Origin of the sequence: Paenarthrobacter sp. TYUT067 (assembly GCF_023656375.1) — a bacterium.
In the GTDB taxonomy this organism is placed as follows: domain Bacteria; phylum Actinomycetota; class Actinomycetes; order Actinomycetales; family Micrococcaceae; genus Arthrobacter.
In genome coordinates, this window is the sequence record NZ_JAMOIT010000001.1 from 15,395 (window position 1) to 33,004 (window position 17,610).

Consider the following 17,610-nt stretch of genomic DNA (forward strand, 5'->3'; position numbering starts at 1 on the left):
CCGAGCGAGGATTACTTAGCGGCGCGCTGCCTCGACACTTCGTACAGCGAGATTCCGACGGCCATGGATGCGTTGAGCGATTCCATGGCGGAGTCGATCGGGATCGAGACGATTTGGTCGCAGTTTTCGCGCACGAGCCTGCTGAGGCCCTTGCCTTCGGAGCCCACTACGATGCACACGGGCTCGGTTGCCACGGTGAGGTCGGGCAGCGAGACGTCGCCGTCTCCGTCCAGGCCAAGGACATAGATGCCCATGTTCTTGAATTGCTTGAGCGCGTTGTTCAGGTTCGACGCGCGGGCAACCGGGACGCGGACAGCGGCACCGGCGCTGGTCTTCCAGGCGGACGCCGTGACGCCGACGGAGCGACGCTCGGGGACGATCACGCCATGGCCGCTGAAAGCGGAGACGGAGCGGATGATCGCGCCAAGGTTGCGGGGGTCGGTGATGCCGTCCAGTGCAACGAAGATGGGGGCGTTGGAAATGTGCCCCTTCTTCCACTTGGCGAGGGTCGTCTCGGCGAGGTCGTATGCGTCCTCGTATTCGTACGGCGGGATCTGCAGTACGAGGCCTTGGTGGACGGCGTCCTCGGTCATGCGGTCCAGCTCAACCTTGCCGGTTTCGAGCAGCGGAATGCCGCGTTCGGCCGCGAGTTTGAGGGATTCCTTGACGCGGTCGTCCATCTCAATGCGGATGGCGACGTGCAAAGCCTTGGCCGGGATTCCGGCGCGGAGAGCCTCGACCACCGAGTTACGGCCCGTCACCAGCTCTTCAGTTGCACGGCCCTTGGGACCGGAGCGGGCGCCGGCACCGCCGGGACGAGTGCCCGGGCCGCGCTTGGCAGCCGAGCGCTCAGCCAACTGCTTGTTCTTGTATGCCTTGTGGTAGGTGCGTTCCTCCGCTTTGGGCGTAGGACCCTTGCCTTCCAGGGCCTTGCGGCCGTGGCCACCGGTTCCGGTGGTGGGGCCCTTCTTCTGTTTGACCGACCGGCGACCATTATTGGCCATGAGATTCCATCCTTGATTTTGTGAGTAAGTCTGGAATCAAGTCTACTGACCCGATGCAATTCGGCTGTCGCGCCGGTTTGTCAGTCGCGTTTCAGGCTCCAGGTGGCGCCGTCCGCACCATCTTCGACGACGACGCCGGCGGCGGCGAGCGTGTCACGGATCGCGTCGGACGCGGCCCAGTCCTTGCTGGCTCTGGCGGCGGCACGGGCTTCGAGTTGAGCTTCGATCAGCACTTCCAGGGCCGCGTGCTCGCGCCCTTGGACGGCTTCGGGACGTTTGACCGAATCCAGGCCAAGCACTTCGGTCATGGACAGCACACTGTAGAGGGCCGATTTCGCGCCTTCAAGGTCACCGGCAGCCAGGGCGGTGTTGCCTGCCCGCACGGTTTCGTGCAGGACGCCCAGGGCCTGGGGGACGTTGAGGTCGTCGTCCATGGCTGCGATGAAAGCCGCGGGCATATTCGCCTGCGGGGACACGTCCGAGGCATCCGTGTCCACCTTGGAAGATGCCTTGTGGATGAAACCGTCAATCCGCTCGACGGCGGCCGCGGCCTCCTGCAGCGAGGTGGGCCGGTAGTCCAGGATGGAACGGTAGTGGGCCTGGCCAAGGTAGTAGCGGACCACGCGAGGCGATGCGAGCTGGAGCATCTCGGCCGGGCTCACCGTGTTGCCAATCGACTTGGACATCTTTTCGCCCTCGTAGGTGACCATGCCGTTGTGCATCCAGAAGTTGGCGAAATCGTCGCCGGCGGCCTGGGACTGGGCCATCTCGTTCTCGTGGTGCGGGAAGCGAAGGTCCAGTCCCCCACCGTGGATATCAAACCGGGGGCCCAGGTATTTGGTGACCATGGCTGAGCACTCCAGGTGCCAGCCGGGACGGCCTGCGCCCCAAGGGGACTCCCACTTGGCCGTGACGGGCTCACCGTCTTTGAAACCCTTCCACAGCGCGAAGTCGCGCGGATCGCGCTTCCTGCTGATGAATTGAGCCTCGACGTCCGTTGCTCCCTGCATGTCGTCAATATTCTGGCGGGTCAGCGAACCGTATTTGCTCCAGGAGCGGACGTCGAAGTACACGTCGCCGGAATCGTCCAGGGCAGGGTAGGCGTGGCCGCGGTCAATGAGGCGCTGGATCAGTGCGTGCATCTCAGGGATGTGGCCCGTGGCGCGGGGCTCATAGGTGGGCCGCTGCACGCCGAGGGATTCGTACGCATTCTCGAATTCCTGCTCGTAGCGGTAAGCCAAGGCCCACCATTCTTCGGCTTGGCGCGCGGATGGCTCGGCATCCCAGTCCGGCCCGAACGACTGAGCGGACTTGGCCAGGATCTTGTCGTCGATGTCCGTGACGTTGCGTACCACCGTGACCCGGAGGCCACGGAACTCAAGCCAACGGGTCAGTTGGTCAAAGGCAATGGCCGACCTGACATGGCCCACGTGCGGCATTCCTTGGACAGTGGCCCCGCAGTAGTACACGCTGGCCTTGCCGTCTTCGAGGGGAACGAAGTCGCGGACTTCGGCGGAGGCGGTGTCATAGAAGCGCAGGGTCACCGCTCCAGATTAGCCGATGACGCGGTGTTACCTGCTTACTTGCAGTATTCGCCGATCTTGTTGAACTGCACTTTGAGCTTCTCTTGCTGGTCCTGGGTGGCTGCCCCGAGCGAAGAAGCCGCCGCTTCGTCCATGATTGCCGCCATCTCCTTGATCGGGTTGCCGATTTCCGGAGCCAGTTTGCCCGCTATCTGGTGATAGTGCTCGGCGATCTGTTTGGACTGCTGCTGCTGATTGCCGTCAGGCTTGAAGGTGTCGTCGTTCAGGAAAGCGCAGCTGGCCGCCACGTCCATGGTTTGCGCCCCTCCACACCCGCTCAGCAGGAGCGAGGCGGCCAAGCCTGCAGTCACCACAGCGGAACGCACGACGCCGGTACGTACCTTAGGCATGAGGCGCACCTTTCGCAGGACCGGGCTCCGCCGGGGTCACCGCGGAGACGCCAGCGGGGTACACGAGGGCCGTGGCAACCGCGGAAATCCCTTCGCCGCGTCCCGTGAAGCCGAGTCCGTCGCTGGTGGTTGCCGTGACACTGACCGGCGCACCTGCTGCTTCGCTCAAGACACGCTGGGATTCTTCCCGGCGTGGCCCGAACTTGGGACGGTTAGCAACGAACTGCACGGCCACGTTGCCGATCTCGAATCCTGCCGCACGCACAATGCGTGCGGCTTCACCGAGCAGCTTGACCCCGGAGGCGCCGGCAAACTCGGGGCGGTCCGTGCCGAAGTGGGTGCCCAGGTCACCGATGCCACAGGCGGAGAAGAGCGCGTCAGCAGCGGCGTGGGCCACGCAATCGCCGTCGGAATGCCCTGAGAGCCCTTGCTCGCCTTCCCAGAAAAGCCCGCCCAACCAGAGCGGCTGCGGGTCATCTTCGGGGGCGAATGCGTGGACATCGATGCCCACGCCCGTGCGGGGAAGCACCATGTTCTGGTTCAGCGTCATCAGCCTTCCACCCATCGAATCCCCAGCGGGCCTTCCAACAGGCCTTCGGCGATGATCAGGTCCAACGGTGTGGTGATCTTCAGCGACTGGCTTGCGCCGCGGACAGCGTGCACCGGAACGCCCAGGAGCTCCACCAGCATGGCGTCGTCAGTGACAGCTGCTGATTGTTTGTCATCGAAGAGCCCGGCGGCTTCGTGGGCCCTGCGCAGGACGGCCAGTTCGAAACCCTGCGGGGTCTGCACGGCACGGAGATGCTCGCGGGGAGCTGTGCCTGTGACGACTTCCGGGGCGATGGATGCGTCTGAGCCGTTGGTTTCGGCAACGGTCTTGATGGTATCCACTACCGGCATGGTGGGAATGACGGCCTTCGCTCCGGAAGCCAAGGCTGCAGATACGCGTTGGAAGACCCGCTCGGGGGTCAAGGCACGTGCGGCGTCGTGGACCAGGACCAGCTCTGTCCCGTCCTCTAAAGCAGCCATGGCGGCGCGGACCGAATCCGCGCGGGATGAACCGCCGTCGACCACCGAGATTTCAGGGCCGCCGTCCACCAGGTCAATGGTGAACTCGGCAATTGACTCACGCAGGGCCGTGTCCCCCTTGGGCACGGCGACGCAGATCTGGCGCGCGACATCGGAGGCAACCACACCGCGGAGGGCATGCATCAGGATGGTCTCGCCGCCCAGCGGAACCTGGGCTTTGGGCATGCCGTAGCCGAGGCGTTCGCCGGAGCCGGCAGCAACCACTATCACGGCCGTGACGGCGCGCTTGGTAGGAATACTCATGCTCACCAGAGTACTTGTGGGAAATGAAACCCGGAGTGTGGCAAAAAGAAACCCGGCGGCGCTTTCGCACCACCGGGCTCAATTCTTAGGAAGCCAAGACCTCGTCAAGAACGCTTGCAGCCTTCTCTTCATCTGTCTTCTCAGCCAGGGCCAGTTCTGAAATCAGAATCTGCCGCGCCTTGGCCAGCATCCGCTTCTCACCTGCGGAAAGGCCGCGATCGTGATCACGACGCCAAAGATCGCGAACGACCTCTGCCACCTTGATGACATCGCCTGAAGCAAGTTTCTCCAGGTTCGCCTTGTAACGACGTGACCAGTTGGTAGGCTCTTCAGTGAACTCGGCGCGGAGAACGTCAAATACGTGCTCCAAGCCTTCTTTGCCCACTACGTCCCGGACCCCAACAAGGTCAACATTCTCTGCTGGAACTTCAATGGTCAGATCACCCTGAGCCACCTTGAGCTTGAGATACATCTTCTCTTCGCCCTTGATGGTGCGCATCTTGATTTCCTCAATTTTTGCTGCACCGTGGTGAGGGTAAACTACTGTCTCGCCGACCTCAAAAACCATGTGGACTTTCCCCTTTCCCGCAGATTAGTCTATCACGATTAAGGCATACGACTGGCACCCGATGGGCCCTCCTGCCGCGCCAATAAAGGGAATGAGCCCTCAAACGACTTCCTCCAAGGTCTTGACGTATTAGGCGAAAGATGCATGGAGGAGGCAACGTGCGAGCAAGATCTCTTCTCGTAATGGCGCCACATAGCCTTCCCGAATCCATATTTCCGGGGGTTTGCCGATAGGCTATGGCTGAAAAGTGTTCCAATGACTCTTGAGGAGTAGGTGTCGTGCGCAATACTGCGATGAACCCTGTCCAGCGCGGCAAGCTGGCAATTGCGGCGGCTGCGATCGGCGTCGGTCTTCTGTCCGTCACCGGCTGTGGATTCGTCAACGCCCAGCAGACCACCCACCAGTACTCGGCATCGGACGGGATCAAAGCAGATCTCGGCTCGTTGCAGTTGCGCAACATCCTGATTGTTGCTTCGGGCGAGAAAGAGCCCGGCCGCGTGATCGGTGCTGTGTTCAACTCCTCCAGCACCGACGCCACCCTCACCATGAGTGGTGCCAACGGAGCCCAGACCGAGATCCCGGTCAAGGCCAACGGCGAGACCTTCCTGAATGACACCGCGGATGCAGCGATCCTCAGCACCGCGGGTGTCATTCCCGGCGGCCTGGTTCCGGTCACCATCCGTAGCGGCTCCGACTCCGCCACCATCAACGTCCCGGTGCTTGACGGTACCCTCCCCGAGTACGCCAAGTACCTGCCCACCACGCCGAGCCCCACGGCAACGCCGACGTCCACTGCGACGACCTCGGAGGCTCCGGGAGCCGGTCACTAGGCCCGCCACAAGCGATACAACGAAGGAAGGGTCCCGCCTCGGCGGGGCCCTTCCTTCGTCGTATGCAGAGTCTTTGTTGTGTGCAGGGGTTCTTACGGCTCGAACTTGTAGCCCAGGCCGCGGACCGTCACCAGGTAGCGAGGTGCGGAGGGGTCGGGTTCGATCTTGCTCCGAAGCCGCTTGACGTGGACATCGAGGGTTTTGGTATCCCCCACGTAGTCCGAACCCCAGACGCGGTCGATCAATTGGCCGCGAGTCAAAACCCGGCCTGAGTTGCGGAGCAGCATTTCCAGCAGCTCGAACTCCTTAAGCGGCAGTGAAACCTGCTCGCCGTTGACACTCACCACATGGCGTTCGATGTCCATGCGGACAGGACCGGCCTGCACTGTGGAGGTGATCAGTTCCTCCGGCTCACCTTGCCGACGCAGCACCGCACGGACACGGGCCACGAGCTCGCGGGAGGAATACGGCTTGGTGACGTAGTCATCGGCGCCGAGTTCCAGGCCAACAACTTTGTCGATTTCGGAGTCTTTGGCCGTCAGCATGATGACGGGCACGCTGGAGCGCTGGCGAAGCTGGCGGCACACTTCCGTCCCCGGCGTCCCAGGCAACTGCAGGTCCAGGAGGACGAGGTCGGCACCGTTCCGGTCAAACTCCACCAAAGCATCGCTGCCGTTGTCCACTACCTCGACGTCAAACCCTTCCTTGCCCAGGAGATAAGACAGGGGGTCGCTGAAGGACTCTTCGTCCTCCACTATCAAAATCCGGCTCAAGCGCTGGCTCCTTGCTCTTGGGCGCCGTTGGCGCCCCTTTGATGATTCACGCGTTGGGGTTGTTGACTCAAGGGACGAGGCTCGACGTCGGCAGTCCCCTGTTGCTCGGTGGGCGCAGCTGCAGCGGAAGGCGGCAGGCCGGCGTCGTCGCCCTGGCCTTCCATCTCCGGCAGGCGGACAGTGAACGTGGACCCTTGGCCGGGCTGCGACCACACAGTCACCTCACCGCCGTGGTTGGAGACCACGTGCTTGACGATGCTGAGGCCAAGTCCTGTGCCGCCAGTATGGCGGGATCGCGCCGCGTCCACGCGATAGAAGCGTTCGAACACCCGCTCCTGGTCCTCCGGCGTGAGGCCTTCGCCTTGGTCTGTGACGGAGATGGCCACGACGCCCTCCCGCGTCCGCACGCCCACACCCACCCGTGTATTCTCCGGCGAGTAGCGGATGGCGTTGTCGATCAGGTTCCGCAATGCGGTGACCAGGAGGTCGTGGTCTCCAAACACCAGTGCCTCAGAGTGACCGCCCACCACGATCTGGATGTTCTTGCTCTCGGCCGGCAGCTGGGAACGATCAACCGCTTCTGTGATGACGGTATTGATGTCCACCGGGAGACCCCGCTGGGCGACGTTGGCTCCCTGCAGGCGGGAAAGTTCAATGATGTCCTGGACCAGTGCTGCCAATCGCCCGGATTCCTTGTGCATGCGCTTGGCGAAGCGGCGCACTGCCTCTTCGTCATCCGGCGAGGCTTCGAGGGCCTCGGCCAGGAGGGAGATGGCGCCGACGGGGGTCTTGAGCTCGTGGGAGACGTTGGCCACGAAGTCGTTCCGGATTTCCTCGGTGCGGGTGATCTCGGTACGGTCGTCGGCCAGGAGCACGATGTATTCCCACCCGAGCATGGCTGCGCGTACCTGAACCACAATGGTCCCTTTGCCCAGCGGGCCGCGCGGGAGTTCGTACTGCTCTTCGAGGATCACGCCGTCGCGGCGGACCTTAGCGGTCATGTCCAGGAGTTGTTTGTGGACCACGGTGTGCCCGCGTACCAAGCCGTACGCGTAGGCTGCAGGACTGGCGCGGACCACGCCGTCGATCGCGTCCACCACCACAAAGGCACGCCCGACGACGGACAGCACCTCCGCGGCACCCTCAGGAAGCAGGGGTTCACTGACGTCCAGGTCCACGATGCTCCGCTGACGTTCGCTGATCCTGAAAGCGAGCATGCCAAAGACGCCCAACGACAGGCCTACAAGGCCAGCGACGACACCTATGAGCAATGGATCCACGTGTCCAGCTTATGCTGTGGAAACACGGCCAAGCAGTGATCGGGCCCTAAACGCGGACGGTTCAACTAACGTTCATCTAAAGGTGCCGAACCGTTCACTGGCCCCTGACACAGTTACTGGTTGGACTGCCAATGGTTTTGAGATCCGCCCCGCCCCATGGGAGCCGGATTTCCAAGGAAAGGACGCCTTAGTGCGCAAGGTTTTTCAGGAGGAGCTCACCCAGGTAGGTGACGACCTCATCGAGATCTCCAAGCTGGTTCACGAAGCAATCACGAAGGCGACTACCTCCTTCGAAGGCGCGGACGTGGATCTTGCCCAGGACGTCATCGCGGCAGATGCGCGGATCGACTTCCTGCAGAACAGCCTCGACGAGCGTGCCATCGACATCCTTGCCTTGCAGGGCCCGGTGGCCAGCGACCTCCGCATGATCGTAGGTTCGCTGCGCATGAGCGCGTCGCTGGAACGCATGGGTGACCTGGCCCGCCACGTGGCCCAGCTGGCACGCCTCCGCTACCCGGCTACCGTGATCCCCGCTTCGCTGACCCAGACCTTCAAGGCCATGGCCCAGCACGACATCGAGATCACCGCCAAGGTCATTGAACTGCTGGAAACGCGCGACCTTGAGGTTGCCCGCGACATCCTCAAGATCAACATCGCCGTGGACGACCTCCACCTCAGCGTCTTCAAGGCGATTGCTTCCCCCGAGTGGACTGAGAGCCCGTCTACCACCGTGGACGTCGCCCTGGCGAGCCGCTACTTCGAGCGCTTCGCCGATCACGGCGTTTCGGTCGCTCGCAAGGTCACCTACTTGGTGACCGGTGAATGGCAGCCTGAAGGCTTCTAGCCACAACAGCATTAACGACGACGGCCGGTCACCTCAGGTGACCGGCCGTCGTCGTCGTTAGCTACAACGTCATTTTTTGCCCTGGTTGGCCACCGCGAGGATGGCCTGGGCTGCTGCGTCGGGATCCAGGTAGGTTCCGCCCGGGTTGATGGGTTGGAAGTCCTCATCCAGTTCGTACACCAGCGGGATACCCGTGGGGATGTTGAGGCCGGCAATGGCGTCGTCGCTGATGCCGTCCAGGTGCTTCACGAGGGCGCGCAGGGAGTTGCCGTGGGCTGTGACCAGGACGGTCTTGCCGGCCTTGAGGTCTTCCTTGATGTCCGATTCCCAGTAAGGGAGCAGGCGCACAAGGACGTCCTTGAGGCACTCGGTGCGCGGGAGGGCGTCACCGAGGTCCTTGTAGCGGACGTCGTGGGCCTGGGAGAATTCGCTGTCGTCAGACAGGGGCGGCGGCGGGGTGTCGTAGCTGCGGCGCCATTCCATGAACTGCTCTTCGCCGAACTCGGCCAGGGTCTGGGCCTTGTCCTTGCCCTGCAACGCGCCGTAGTGGCGTTCGTTGAGGCGCCAGTCGCGCTTGACCGGAATCCAGCCGCGGTCGGCCTTGTCCAGGGCCATGTTGGCGGTGTTGATGGCACGCTTCAGGAGCGAGGTGTAGAGGACGTCCGGAAGGATGTCATTCTCAACCAGGAGCTCTCCACCGCGCACTGCTTCTTGGCGGCCTTGATCGTTCAGGTCAACGTCCACCCAACCGGTGAACAGGTTCTTGGCGTTCCATTCGCTGTGGCCATGGCGCAGCAGAATCAGCTTGTAAGTCATGGTTTTCATCCTAGCCGAGCAGCTCCGTGCCCTGCCCGGCGTTACGTCCGGCAACGGACTCCCGGTCTGATGCGCGCAGCGATAAAGTGGGGGCCGTGGTGCAAAAAGCGGAACGGGTGGGCTCTCCCCGCAGTCGGGGCGGGAAGCCGGTTGGCAATATCACCCGCGGCACCACCAACCCCAACCGCATGCGACGCCTGGACCGGTGGCTGGCCGGACCGCAGGCGTGGCGGCTGCGCGCCGCCGTCGACCCCCTTGTGGTGGACCTGGGCTATGGCGCCTCGCCGACCACCGCCGTCGAACTTTTCGAGCGGCTGCAGGCCGTACGGCCTGACGTGCGGGTCTGTGGAATCGAAATCGAGCCGGAGCGGGTGCGGACCGCCAAGGCGTTGGAGCGGCCGGGCCTCAGCTTCCACGTGGGCGGGTTCGAAGTTCCTGTGCCAGGTAACCCCGTACTGGTCCGGGCCTTCAACGTGCTACGGCAGTACGAGGAAGCGGACGTCGCGGGGATCTGGCGGCTGGTGCAGTCGCGTCTCGCCCCGGGCGGACTCTTCATCGATGGCACGTGCGACGAAATCGGCCGCCGTGTCACCTGGGTGGCACTGGACCAGGAGCGCCCGTTGAGTTTGAGTTTCTCGGTGCGGTTCGGCAGTTTCGAGTTGCCGTCCGAGGTGGCCGAGCGGCTACCCAAGGCCCTGATTCACCGGAACATCCCGGGCGAGCCGATTCATGCCTTCCTGCAGGCCATGGACAAAGCCTGGTTGGAAGCTGCGCCGTTGGCATCGTTCGGGAACCGGCAACGCTGGACGGGCATGTGTAGTTCACTGCGCGACGCCGGGTGGCCGCTTCAGGATGGTCCGGCGAGGTGGCGGTTGGGTGAAGTGACGGTGGCGTGGGACGCGGTGGCGCCTCAGTAAGGCTGTTTACCAGGGACCGTACGGGCCGACGTTCCGGTTGCCGCCGCTGCCGGCCTCGCGCAGGGCGGGACGGACATCGGCAAGGTACACGCACGCTGCGGTGACGGCGGCGATGCCGAACAGTCCAAGGCTGCTGCCGCCCGTCAATACGGTCAGGGCGCCGATCGCAAGCGCAACGCCTGTGAGCGCCAACCAGAACATCTTGGTGCGCTTTGAAGCCGCCACGAAGAGCGTCGGCTTATGGCGCAGGCAGTCCGCGAACGCCCACAGTTCCAGGGCAAGTGCCACCAAGCCAAGAATCCAGTAAACCCCGCTGGTGACAACCGCGATCAAAATTTTTCCGTCCACGTCCTTTAGCCTAGCCGTCCAACGACTTCAGCGCTTGCTCGAGGTCGGACCAGAGGTCTTCCACGTTCTCGATCCCCACACTCAACCGGACCAGGTTCTCCGGAACGCTGAGCGGCTCAGCCGTGTGCCGGCGTCGGCGTTCAATCAGAGACTCGACTCCGCCGAGGGAAGTTGCAGGCAGCCAAAGCTGCAGCGCGCGGACCAATTCGTCGGCGGCGTCGGCACCACTGCGCTGTTCGTCTCCAGCGATCTGGATGCAGAGGATGGACCCGAAGCCCTTCATCTGTACCTTGGCGCGCTCGTGCCCGGGATCGCTCGGGAGGCCCGGGTAACGGATGGTTTCCACCCGGGGGTGGCTGCTGAGGCGTTCGGCAAGGGTTGCCGCTGAGGCCTGCGAGCGTTCAATCCGCAGCGCCAAGGTGCGGAGACCGCGCAGAGCCAGCCAAGCCTCAAACGGCCCGGCGATGCCGCCGTGGATGATGCGGTGATGGAGCAATGTGGCGCGCAGTTCCGGGTTGGACGTGACGAGGGCGCCGAGGACGACGTCCGAATGTCCCGCCAGGTATTTGGTCACCGAGTGAAGTACGACGTCGGATCCGAGTTTGAGGGGCTGCTGCACCAGAGGCGTGGAGAAAGTATTGTCCGTGACCACGATTGCGCCGACCGCGTGGGCAGCGTCCGTCAGTGCGCGGATGTCGGCGATGCCGAGCATGGGGTTGGTGGGGCTTTCCAGCCAGAGCAGATCTGCCTTCTTGCCCGTCTGGGGACTGATGAGCGCCTTCACGGCGTCCGTGTCCGTGATGTCCACCGTGCGAAGTTCAAGGAATCCCTTCTCAGCCAGTTCAGTGGCCATGACCAGGGAACCTGCGTAACTGTGTGAGGGCATCACCACCACACCGCCGGCGGGCACAAGGGACAACGCTGAGCTGACTGCCGCCAGGCCGGAGGCGTAGAGCAAGCCAGGCAGGGTGGCGCCTTCCAGTTTGGCCAGCGCGTCCTCGAAGGGATCCCACGTGGGGTTGGCGTAGCGCCCGTAGCCGCGATCTCCGTCGCCTAATGAACCTGTTCCGAAGTATGTGGAGGACAGGACAATAGGCGGGTTGACGGGCTCATCGTGGGCGCGGTCGGGGCGACCGGCCGCAACTACAACGGTTTCCGGAGACAAATCGGCGGCACGTTGATCGGAAAGGCTCATGGTTTCAGCGTAGCCGCGGGCAATGCTGTGGATAAAAGCCGTCTCGCATGCCGGTGATCGGTAGGCTAGTCCAGTGAGTATTAAGAGCCCAGGCCTTTTCATCGCCTTCGAAGGCGGGGACGGAGCGGGCAAGTCCACCCAGGCCGCCCGGCTCTCTGACGCCCTTGAGTCGCGGGGTCTGTCCGTTCTGCGCACCCGCGAGCCAGGCGGAACTCCCATCGGCGAGAAATTGCGCTCCTTGGTCCTGGACCACGGACACGGAACCATTGATCCGCGGACCGAAGCCCTCATGTTCGCCGCCGCCCGCGCAGCCCATGCCAGCCAGGTGATCCGGCCCGCACTTGCTGAGGGAACAGTCGTCATCACGGACCGCTATATCGATTCATCCGTGGCCTACCAAGGTGCAGGGCGCAGCCTTGGTGCAGAAGGCGTGCTGTCGCTCAACGAATGGGCCACCGAAGGCCTGCATCCGGACCTGACCGTACTGCTGGACGTCGACCCCTCAGATGGTCGCCAGCGGCGGACCGCGGGGGACGCCACTGAGGACAGGCTGGAGTCAGAACCGGACGACTTCCATTCCGCGATCCGGCACGCGTTCCTGGACCTCGCAGCGGCTGCACCCGCCAGCTATCTGGTGCTGCCCGCCAATGCAGATATCGAAACCTTGGCGTGCCGGATCTTGGAGCGGGTGGAATCGCTGCTGCTTGCCAACGGCGCGCCCGCGACCGCCGAGTCACTGACGAGCGAAACTCTTCCGGGCGAACGTCCGTGAGCGTCTGGGACGACCTTCAAGGCCAGGCACCGGTGGTTGCCCAGCTCAAGCAGGCGGCGCAGGGCGATACCGGGCTCACCCATGCCTGGCTCTTTACCGGGCCGCCGGGATCGGGCCGCTCAAACGCAGCCAAGGCCTTCGCCGCTGCCTTGAACTGCGAGCAGGACGACGTCACTATGCGCGGCTGTGGCCAGTGCGCGGCATGCCACACGATCCTCGGTGAGACCCACTCGGATGTGACGTTCGTGCGCACCGAAAAGGTCACCATCACCATTGATGAAGCCCGTGAACTCGTCTCCAAAGCCGGCGACCGGCCAGCTACGGGTCGGTGGCGGATCATTGTGGTGGAAGATGCGGACCGCATGGCCGAGCGCACCACCAATGTTCTGCTGAAAGCCATTGAGGAACCCACTCCCAGGACCATCTGGATGCTGTGCGCCCCTTCCCCTGCCGATGTCCTGGTCACCATCCGTTCCCGATGCCGCCCTGTGAGCCTGCGGCTACCGCCGGCCGCTGACGTCGCCGAGCTTTTGGTGAGGCGCGACGGCGTCGAACGCCAACTTGCAGACCGTGCGGCACGTGCTGCACAAAGCCATATAGGCATCGCCCGCCGCTTGGCCCGCGACGCCGATGCGCGGCAGCGCCGGCTGGATACGGTTCGAATACCGCTTGGTCTTCGAGGCGTTACCGCTGCCGTGATGATGGCCGAGAAATTGGTCAAAATTGCAACCGAGGAAGCCAACAGCTCCAACGACGAACGCGACGCTGCGGAGAAGATCGCACTGCTGGCGAGCCTGGGCGCTCCCGAATCCGGGACGCTCCCACCCTCCATGCGCAGCCAGATCAAGCAGCTTGAGGACGACCAGAAACGGCGCGCCAAACGCTCCATCACTGACTCGTTGGACCGGACGCTCACAGATCTGCTGTCCTTCTACCGGGACGTCCTGATCATCCAGTTGGGGAACGCTGTGGAACTGGTCAACGTTGAAGTCAAGAGCGAGCTGGAAGACTACGCGGGACAATCAACACCGGAAACCACCCTGGCCCGAATGGACGCCATCAACAAAGCCCGTGTCCGAATCACCACCACCAACGTGGCGCCGCTGTTGGCGGTCGAGTCCATGGCCACGAGCCTCATCCAGCAATAGGAGAATGCATGAAGTCCGCACCCCGCCGGTCCGCCGGTACCCCTTCACGGGACCGGTCTGCCCAGCTCGAAACGGGTGGTGGTTTGGCAGGCGGGGGTGCTGCGGGGCGTAGCTCCCGCCGCGGTTTTGCGGCACTGTGCATTGCGCTTGCGTCCATGCTGGTACTGAGCGCGTGCACCGTTCCGTTCCTGCCGGCTCCAACGGCCCAGCCGTCCACCAGTACGGTGGATCCGTCCATCGCAGCCTCAGCTCCTGAGGGCCTGGAGAAGTACTACTCGCAGTCGGTGGAGTGGAGCTCGTGCGAGGGTGGCTTCCACTGCGGCAAGGTCCAGGTGCCTAAGGACTACGCCAATCCGGCCTCCGGGGACATCACGCTTTCTGTCATTAAGTTGCCCAGCACCGGCAACAAGCAAGGGTCCATCCTGGTGAATCCCGGCGGCCCCGGCGGCTCGGGCGTGGATTTCGTCAAGGACGCCGGCAACACCCACTTCACCGAGAAGTTGCGGGCCAACTACGACGTGGTGGGTTTTGATCCCAGGGGTGTGGGCCGTTCCGCGCCGGTGACCTGTATGACCGACGCCGAACGTGACGCCGCCCGCGAAAAAGTGTTCCGCAAGAACACTGACGAAGGGCTGGCCGCCGCGCTTGCCTTCAACAAGTCCTTCGCTGAGCAGTGCGCCCAGCAGACCGGCGATGTCATGGGGCACATAGATACCGTGAGTGCGGCTAAGGACCTGGATGTCCTGCGCGCGGTGTCAAACGATGCCAAGCTCAACTACCTGGGCTTCTCCTACGGCACCTTCCTGGGCTCCACCTACGCTTCACTTTTTCCGGACAACGTGGGCCGGCTGGTCCTCGATGGCGCCGTGGATCCTTCCATCAGCAACGAAGAACTGACAGCGGGCCAAGCAGTCGCTTTCGAAAAAGCCCTGCGCACCTACGTGGGCAGCTGCCAACGGCAGCAACAGTGCCCCCTGAGCGGCTCAGTGGATAACGGTGTCCAGGAAATCCGGGAACTCATCACGGCTGTGGACCAGAACCCCCAGACCGCCAAAGACGGACGGTTGGTGACCGCCAACGACTTCGTCAACGGTCTCATCCTCCCCCTCTACAACGACCAAAGCTGGCCGGCCCTGACCCAAGCGCTGGAAAGCGCCTTCTCCGGTGACGTGTCCCAGATGATGCGGTTGGCGGATCTTGGCGCCGACCGCGAACCCAACGGCACGTACAGCTCCAACTCCGCCTTCGCATTCCAGGCCATCAACTGCCTGGACTACCCGATGGTGACCGACACCGCCGCCATGCGAGCCGAGGAAGTCCGCCTCATGCAGGACTCCCCCACATTCGGGGCATTCTTTGCCTACGGAGGCGTCAGCTGCAAGGACTGGCCCTACGCCAGCACGCGCACCCCGGCACCCGTGGAATACAACGGCTCCGCACCCATCGTGGTGGTAGGCACCACCGGCGACCCCGCAACTCCGTTGCAATGGTCCCAGTCGCTGCGCAAGCAGCTGGAGAATGCCTCCCTGGTTACGTGGGAAGGTGAGGGTCACACAGCCTACGGCCGTGCGAACTCCTGCGTCAGCACCGCCGTCGACGACTACTTTGTTGACGGCAAACTGCCGCAGGACGGCCTCAAGTGCTAGAGGTGGCTGGCTTCGCGCTTCTCCACCAAGAGCGGGAGCTCCTTGATGGAATCCACCACTACGGTGGCTCCGGCCGCGCGTAGTGTCGCCTCTGAATGGGAGCCGGTGAGGACACCTGCCACGAGGGATGCTCCGGAACGAACACCCGAGAGCATGTCCGAGCTGGTGTCACCCACCACAGCCACCTCCCTTACGTCGTCGAGGTCAAGGGCGAGCACCGCCGTCAGGATCATGTCCGGGTAAGGCCGTCCACGTCCAGCGTCGGACGGGCACAGGCTGAGGTCCGCCAGCCCCATCCACCCGAGCGATTCCAACACCATGTTCTGGGTGTGGCGGCCGAATCCCGTGGCCAGGCAAACCCGCATGCCGGTCTCACGCATCCACAGGATGGCTTCCTCCGCTCCGGCAATTGCCCGGACACCACCGTCTTCAATGAACTCGTCATAGCTGTTCTCGAAAACTCTGTTGGCGCTCTCGGCCACGGCAGGATCCTCAAAGAGGTGGCTGAAGACAGTCATTTTCGAGAGGCCCATGGTGTCCCTGGCGTAGCCGAGCATGCTCTCGAACCTGGTGGTTCCGGGTTCAATTCCGTGGTCAACCAGCGCCCGGGACATGGCCCGCTCCGTGCGGCCGTCGTCCGTAATGGTGGTGCCCACCATGTCCACCACAGCCAGTCTCAGCCGGTTCGGTGCGTGGCTGGCGTCCTTGGGCAATGCATCCCTCGTCATGGAGCGGCTCCTTCGGCCTGTTCTTGTGACGGCGTACTCCGCCACGGGTGATTCCCCAGCTTCCGGCCACCGGGAAACCTCCGCCTGAACCCGGTCCGACGCGGGGGTGAACATCCCCGCAACGGCCGCCGTTGCCCTCGTTTTGACCCGGGTGCAGTGCCTCTATTACAGTTATGTCTTGCGTGATCGCCCGGGAAACCGGTGATGAACGCGGTGCTTCCTTAGCTCAGTCGGTAGAGCGTTTCACTCGTAATGAAAAGGTCATCAGTTCGATTCTGATAGGAAGCTCGGTTGAGAACCCCTGGGAATCAAGGATTTCCAGGGGTTCTCGTGTTTTTCCTTGACAAACCATCATTCCCATGCGGTCCCTGAGTTTTCGATCGTCTTAGAGCGTGTTCGTCAGTTTTTCGTCACCAGCCCACACGTCACCGACGAGGCCCGGGTACTATCTGGAGGTGCCTGTTAACCCGCTGCCTGCTGAAGCCTACGAGGCCCTGGCTGACTCCCTTGCCAAGATCTTTTGGCATAAGAACGCCTTCGAGCGTTATATTCAGCTCACTCTTCGGGATCGTCCCGAGCTGATGGCTGGGCTCCCTTTCAGCGAGACAAAGAGGCTCGCGGCGAATGAACTCGTCAATCGCCTTGCTCGCAAGGAAGGAAAGTACCGGGACTTCACACTCTCCCTGATGCGGGAAGTAGCTGCCATGCAGGACTTTCCGAACGTCGCGTCAGTCAGGGATCGCCCTGAGCTGCTATCTGCCGCGCAGGATGCCGTGGCCCGTCTGGGGCGGATTTCAAGACCACTGGTAGCCGATCATGAGGCTGCGGAAAAGATGCGCAACGAGGCGCAACAACGGCAGGCCAAGGCACAGTCGATCCAGCGGGAGGCGCTGCAACTAACAGAGCTTCGACAGGAATTCCTTGGCCTTGGTGGAGCCTCAAGCCCGCAACAGCGCGGAAGAGACTTCGAAAGGTTCTTGGACCGTCTGTTCGTCATGTTTGATCTGGCCCCGAGGACTGGGTACAACGTGGATGCCGACCAAATCGATGGAGCTATCAGCTTCGACAGCGACGACTACATCATCGAAGCGAAGTGGTTGGCAAAGCCGGTCGAGCGGCACTATGCCGATTCATTCGCGAAAAAAATCGAACGTTCCGGAAAAAACGGCCTGGGCCTCTTCATCAGCGCCTCTGGTTTCTCGTCTGGGTTCATCCAGACGTTTTCCCGGGGCACGCCCTTCATCACTATCGACGGAGTCGACCTCTTTGCCGTCCTTGACGGCCGGTTCCGGCTGGATGATCTTCTTCGCGCAAAAAAGCGTCATGCCAATGAGACAGGTAGCTGTTTTCTACCCGTCAGCTCGCTAATAGACTGACTGACTCCGATGGGGGTTGGACCCCTAAGACCGAAAAAGCCTTCCCTCTTCCCCGTCATAACGCCGCCGTCAGAAAGTGACGTCAAGGGCCGAATAGGAT

19 protein-coding genes and 1 tRNA gene are annotated in these 17,610 nt (G+C 62.9%); 8 read left to right on the forward strand and 12 right to left on the reverse strand.

The features are described 5' to 3' along the window. Nucleotides 1–11 precede the first annotated feature (11 nt). From rlmB to MOD31_RS00075, 6 genes are all read right to left on the reverse strand, one after another. Nucleotides 12–1,004, reverse strand: coding sequence for a 23S rRNA (guanosine(2251)-2'-O)-methyltransferase RlmB (rlmB, locus tag MOD31_RS00050; protein WP_166842865.1), 993 nt, complete (start codon nucleotides 1,002–1,004; stop codon nucleotides 12–14). An 80-nt stretch (nucleotides 1,005–1,084) separates the two neighbouring features. Next, nucleotides 1,085–2,548, reverse strand: a complete 1,464-nt coding sequence (gene cysS / locus MOD31_RS00055; RefSeq protein ID WP_166842866.1) for a cysteine--tRNA ligase — start codon at nucleotides 2,546–2,548, stop codon at nucleotides 1,085–1,087. A gap of 35 nt (nucleotides 2,549–2,583) precedes the next feature. Continuing rightward, a complete protein-coding gene (locus MOD31_RS00060; RefSeq protein WP_250819524.1) occupies nucleotides 2,584–2,937 on the reverse strand; it encodes a hypothetical protein in 354 nt (117 codons plus the stop codon). Further along, on the reverse strand, nucleotides 2,930–3,487 hold the full coding sequence (gene ispF / locus MOD31_RS00065) for a 2-C-methyl-D-erythritol 2,4-cyclodiphosphate synthase (protein WP_250819525.1): 558 nt from the start codon (nucleotides 3,485–3,487) through the stop codon (nucleotides 2,930–2,932). The genes MOD31_RS00060 and ispF overlap by 8 nt, the downstream gene beginning before the upstream one ends. Next, nucleotides 3,487–4,269, reverse strand: a complete 783-nt coding sequence (gene ispD, locus MOD31_RS00070; RefSeq protein ID WP_250819526.1) for a 2-C-methyl-D-erythritol 4-phosphate cytidylyltransferase — start codon at nucleotides 4,267–4,269, stop codon at nucleotides 3,487–3,489. Before ispD ends, ispF begins: the two co-directional genes overlap by 1 nt. Nucleotides 4,270–4,354: 85 nt before the next feature. Further along, nucleotides 4,355–4,837: a CarD family transcriptional regulator gene (locus MOD31_RS00075; protein ID WP_011690592.1), complete on the reverse strand. Its 483-nt coding sequence runs from the start codon at nucleotides 4,835–4,837 to the stop codon at nucleotides 4,355–4,357. A gap of 293 nt (nucleotides 4,838–5,130) precedes the next feature. On the opposite strand from MOD31_RS00075, the gene MOD31_RS00080 reads away from it, so the two are divergent. After that, complete coding sequence (locus MOD31_RS00080; RefSeq protein WP_142936592.1) at nucleotides 5,131–5,667, forward strand: hypothetical protein; 537 nt, start codon at nucleotides 5,131–5,133, stop codon at nucleotides 5,665–5,667. A 92-nt stretch (nucleotides 5,668–5,759) separates the two neighbouring features. Here MOD31_RS00080 and MOD31_RS00085 read toward each other — a convergent pair whose 3' ends face one another. Together MOD31_RS00085 and MOD31_RS00090 are read right to left on the reverse strand one after the other, a co-directional pair. Further along, on the reverse strand, nucleotides 5,760–6,440 hold the full coding sequence (locus MOD31_RS00085; RefSeq protein WP_020608526.1) for a response regulator transcription factor: 681 nt from the start codon (nucleotides 6,438–6,440) through the stop codon (nucleotides 5,760–5,762). Next, entirely contained in the window at nucleotides 6,437–7,711 is a 1,275-nt protein-coding gene (locus tag MOD31_RS00090) for a cell wall metabolism sensor histidine kinase WalK (RefSeq protein WP_208097267.1), read from the reverse strand. The genes MOD31_RS00085 and MOD31_RS00090 overlap by 4 nt, the downstream gene beginning before the upstream one ends. Before the next feature lie 199 nt (nucleotides 7,712–7,910). Between MOD31_RS00090 and phoU the strand changes: the two genes are divergently transcribed. Further along, nucleotides 7,911–8,564 carry a phosphate signaling complex protein PhoU gene (gene phoU / locus MOD31_RS00095; RefSeq protein WP_142936569.1) on the forward strand — a complete coding sequence of 218 codons (654 nt, stop codon included), beginning with the start codon at nucleotides 7,911–7,913 and terminating at the stop codon, nucleotides 8,562–8,564. 69 nt (nucleotides 8,565–8,633) lie between these two features. On the opposite strand, the gene MOD31_RS00100 is transcribed toward phoU, so the two are convergent. Further along, nucleotides 8,634–9,380: a phosphoglyceromutase gene (locus MOD31_RS00100; RefSeq protein ID WP_142936570.1), complete on the reverse strand. Its 747-nt coding sequence runs from the start codon at nucleotides 9,378–9,380 to the stop codon at nucleotides 8,634–8,636. A gap of 95 nt (nucleotides 9,381–9,475) precedes the next feature. Here MOD31_RS00100 and MOD31_RS00105 point away from each other — a divergent pair, with 95 nt between their 5' ends. Beyond that, nucleotides 9,476–10,297 (forward strand): class I SAM-dependent methyltransferase, encoded by an 822-nt coding sequence (locus MOD31_RS00105; protein WP_187697049.1) that lies wholly within the window; start codon nucleotides 9,476–9,478, stop codon nucleotides 10,295–10,297. 6 nt (nucleotides 10,298–10,303) lie between these two features. Here the strand turns inward: MOD31_RS00105 and MOD31_RS00110 are convergent, their stop codons facing one another. Continuing rightward, a complete protein-coding gene (locus tag MOD31_RS00110) occupies nucleotides 10,304–10,645 on the reverse strand; it encodes a DUF2516 family protein (protein WP_142936571.1) in 342 nt (113 codons plus the stop codon). Nucleotides 10,646–10,655: 10 nt separating this feature from the next. After that, a complete protein-coding gene (locus tag MOD31_RS00115) occupies nucleotides 10,656–11,840 on the reverse strand; it encodes a PLP-dependent aspartate aminotransferase family protein (RefSeq protein WP_166842871.1) in 1,185 nt (394 codons plus the stop codon). Between the two features lie 73 nt (nucleotides 11,841–11,913). On the opposite strand from MOD31_RS00115, the gene tmk reads away from it, so the two are divergent. From tmk to MOD31_RS00130, 3 genes are read left to right on the forward strand one after another with little or no spacing between them, the layout of a single operon-like run. After that, nucleotides 11,914–12,612, forward strand: coding sequence for a dTMP kinase (gene tmk / locus MOD31_RS00120; RefSeq protein WP_250819527.1), 699 nt, complete (start codon nucleotides 11,914–11,916; stop codon nucleotides 12,610–12,612). Continuing rightward, on the forward strand, nucleotides 12,609–13,760 hold the full coding sequence (locus MOD31_RS00125; protein ID WP_250819528.1) for a DNA polymerase III subunit delta': 1,152 nt from the start codon (nucleotides 12,609–12,611) through the stop codon (nucleotides 13,758–13,760). The genes tmk and MOD31_RS00125 overlap by 4 nt, the downstream gene beginning before the upstream one ends. Before the next feature lie 8 nt (nucleotides 13,761–13,768). Next, entirely contained in the window at nucleotides 13,769–15,406 is a 1,638-nt protein-coding gene (locus tag MOD31_RS00130; protein WP_223941902.1) for an alpha/beta hydrolase, read from the forward strand. On the opposite strand, the gene MOD31_RS00135 is transcribed toward MOD31_RS00130, so the two are convergent. Next, nucleotides 15,403–16,134, reverse strand: coding sequence for an HAD family hydrolase (locus MOD31_RS00135; RefSeq protein WP_223941901.1), 732 nt, complete (start codon nucleotides 16,132–16,134; stop codon nucleotides 15,403–15,405). The two genes, MOD31_RS00130 and MOD31_RS00135, sit on opposite strands and share 4 nt — an antisense overlap. Before the next feature lie 215 nt (nucleotides 16,135–16,349). Here MOD31_RS00135 and MOD31_RS00140 point away from each other — a divergent pair. After that, nucleotides 16,350–16,422 (forward strand) — tRNA-Thr (locus MOD31_RS00140). A 167-nt stretch (nucleotides 16,423–16,589) separates the two neighbouring features. Next, nucleotides 16,590–17,510 carry a restriction endonuclease gene (locus MOD31_RS22015; protein ID WP_250819529.1) on the forward strand — a complete coding sequence of 307 codons (921 nt, stop codon included), beginning with the start codon at nucleotides 16,590–16,592 and terminating at the stop codon, nucleotides 17,508–17,510. The last annotated feature ends 100 nt before the right edge of the window (nucleotides 17,511–17,610 follow it).

Excerpts from the sequence above, each read along its gene's own strand:
- ispF (WP_250819525.1), bottom strand. The coding sequence starts at position 3,487 with ATGACGCTGAACCAGAACATGGTGCTTCCCCGCACGGGCGTGGGCATC.
- MOD31_RS00135 (WP_223941901.1), bottom strand. The coding sequence starts at position 16,134 with ATGACGAGGGATGCATTGCCCAAGGACGCCAGCCACGCACCGAACCGG.
- rlmB (WP_166842865.1), bottom strand. The coding sequence starts at position 1,004 with ATGGCCAATAATGGTCGCCGGTCGGTCAAACAGAAGAAGGGCCCCACC.
- MOD31_RS00060 (WP_250819524.1), bottom strand. The coding sequence starts at position 2,937 with ATGCCTAAGGTACGTACCGGCGTCGTGCGTTCCGCTGTGGTGACTGCA.
- MOD31_RS00075 (WP_011690592.1), bottom strand. The coding sequence starts at position 4,837 with ATGGTTTTTGAGGTCGGCGAGACAGTAGTTTACCCTCACCACGGTGCA.
- MOD31_RS00115 (WP_166842871.1), bottom strand. The coding sequence starts at position 11,840 with ATGAGCCTTTCCGATCAACGTGCCGCCGATTTGTCTCCGGAAACCGTT.
- MOD31_RS00100 (WP_142936570.1), bottom strand. The coding sequence starts at position 9,380 with ATGACTTACAAGCTGATTCTGCTGCGCCATGGCCACAGCGAATGGAAC.
- ispD (WP_250819526.1), bottom strand. The coding sequence starts at position 4,269 with ATGAGTATTCCTACCAAGCGCGCCGTCACGGCCGTGATAGTGGTTGCT.
- MOD31_RS00080 (WP_142936592.1), top strand. The coding sequence starts at position 5,131 with ATGAACCCTGTCCAGCGCGGCAAGCTGGCAATTGCGGCGGCTGCGATC.
- MOD31_RS00130 (WP_223941902.1), top strand. The coding sequence starts at position 13,769 with ATGAAGTCCGCACCCCGCCGGTCCGCCGGTACCCCTTCACGGGACCGG.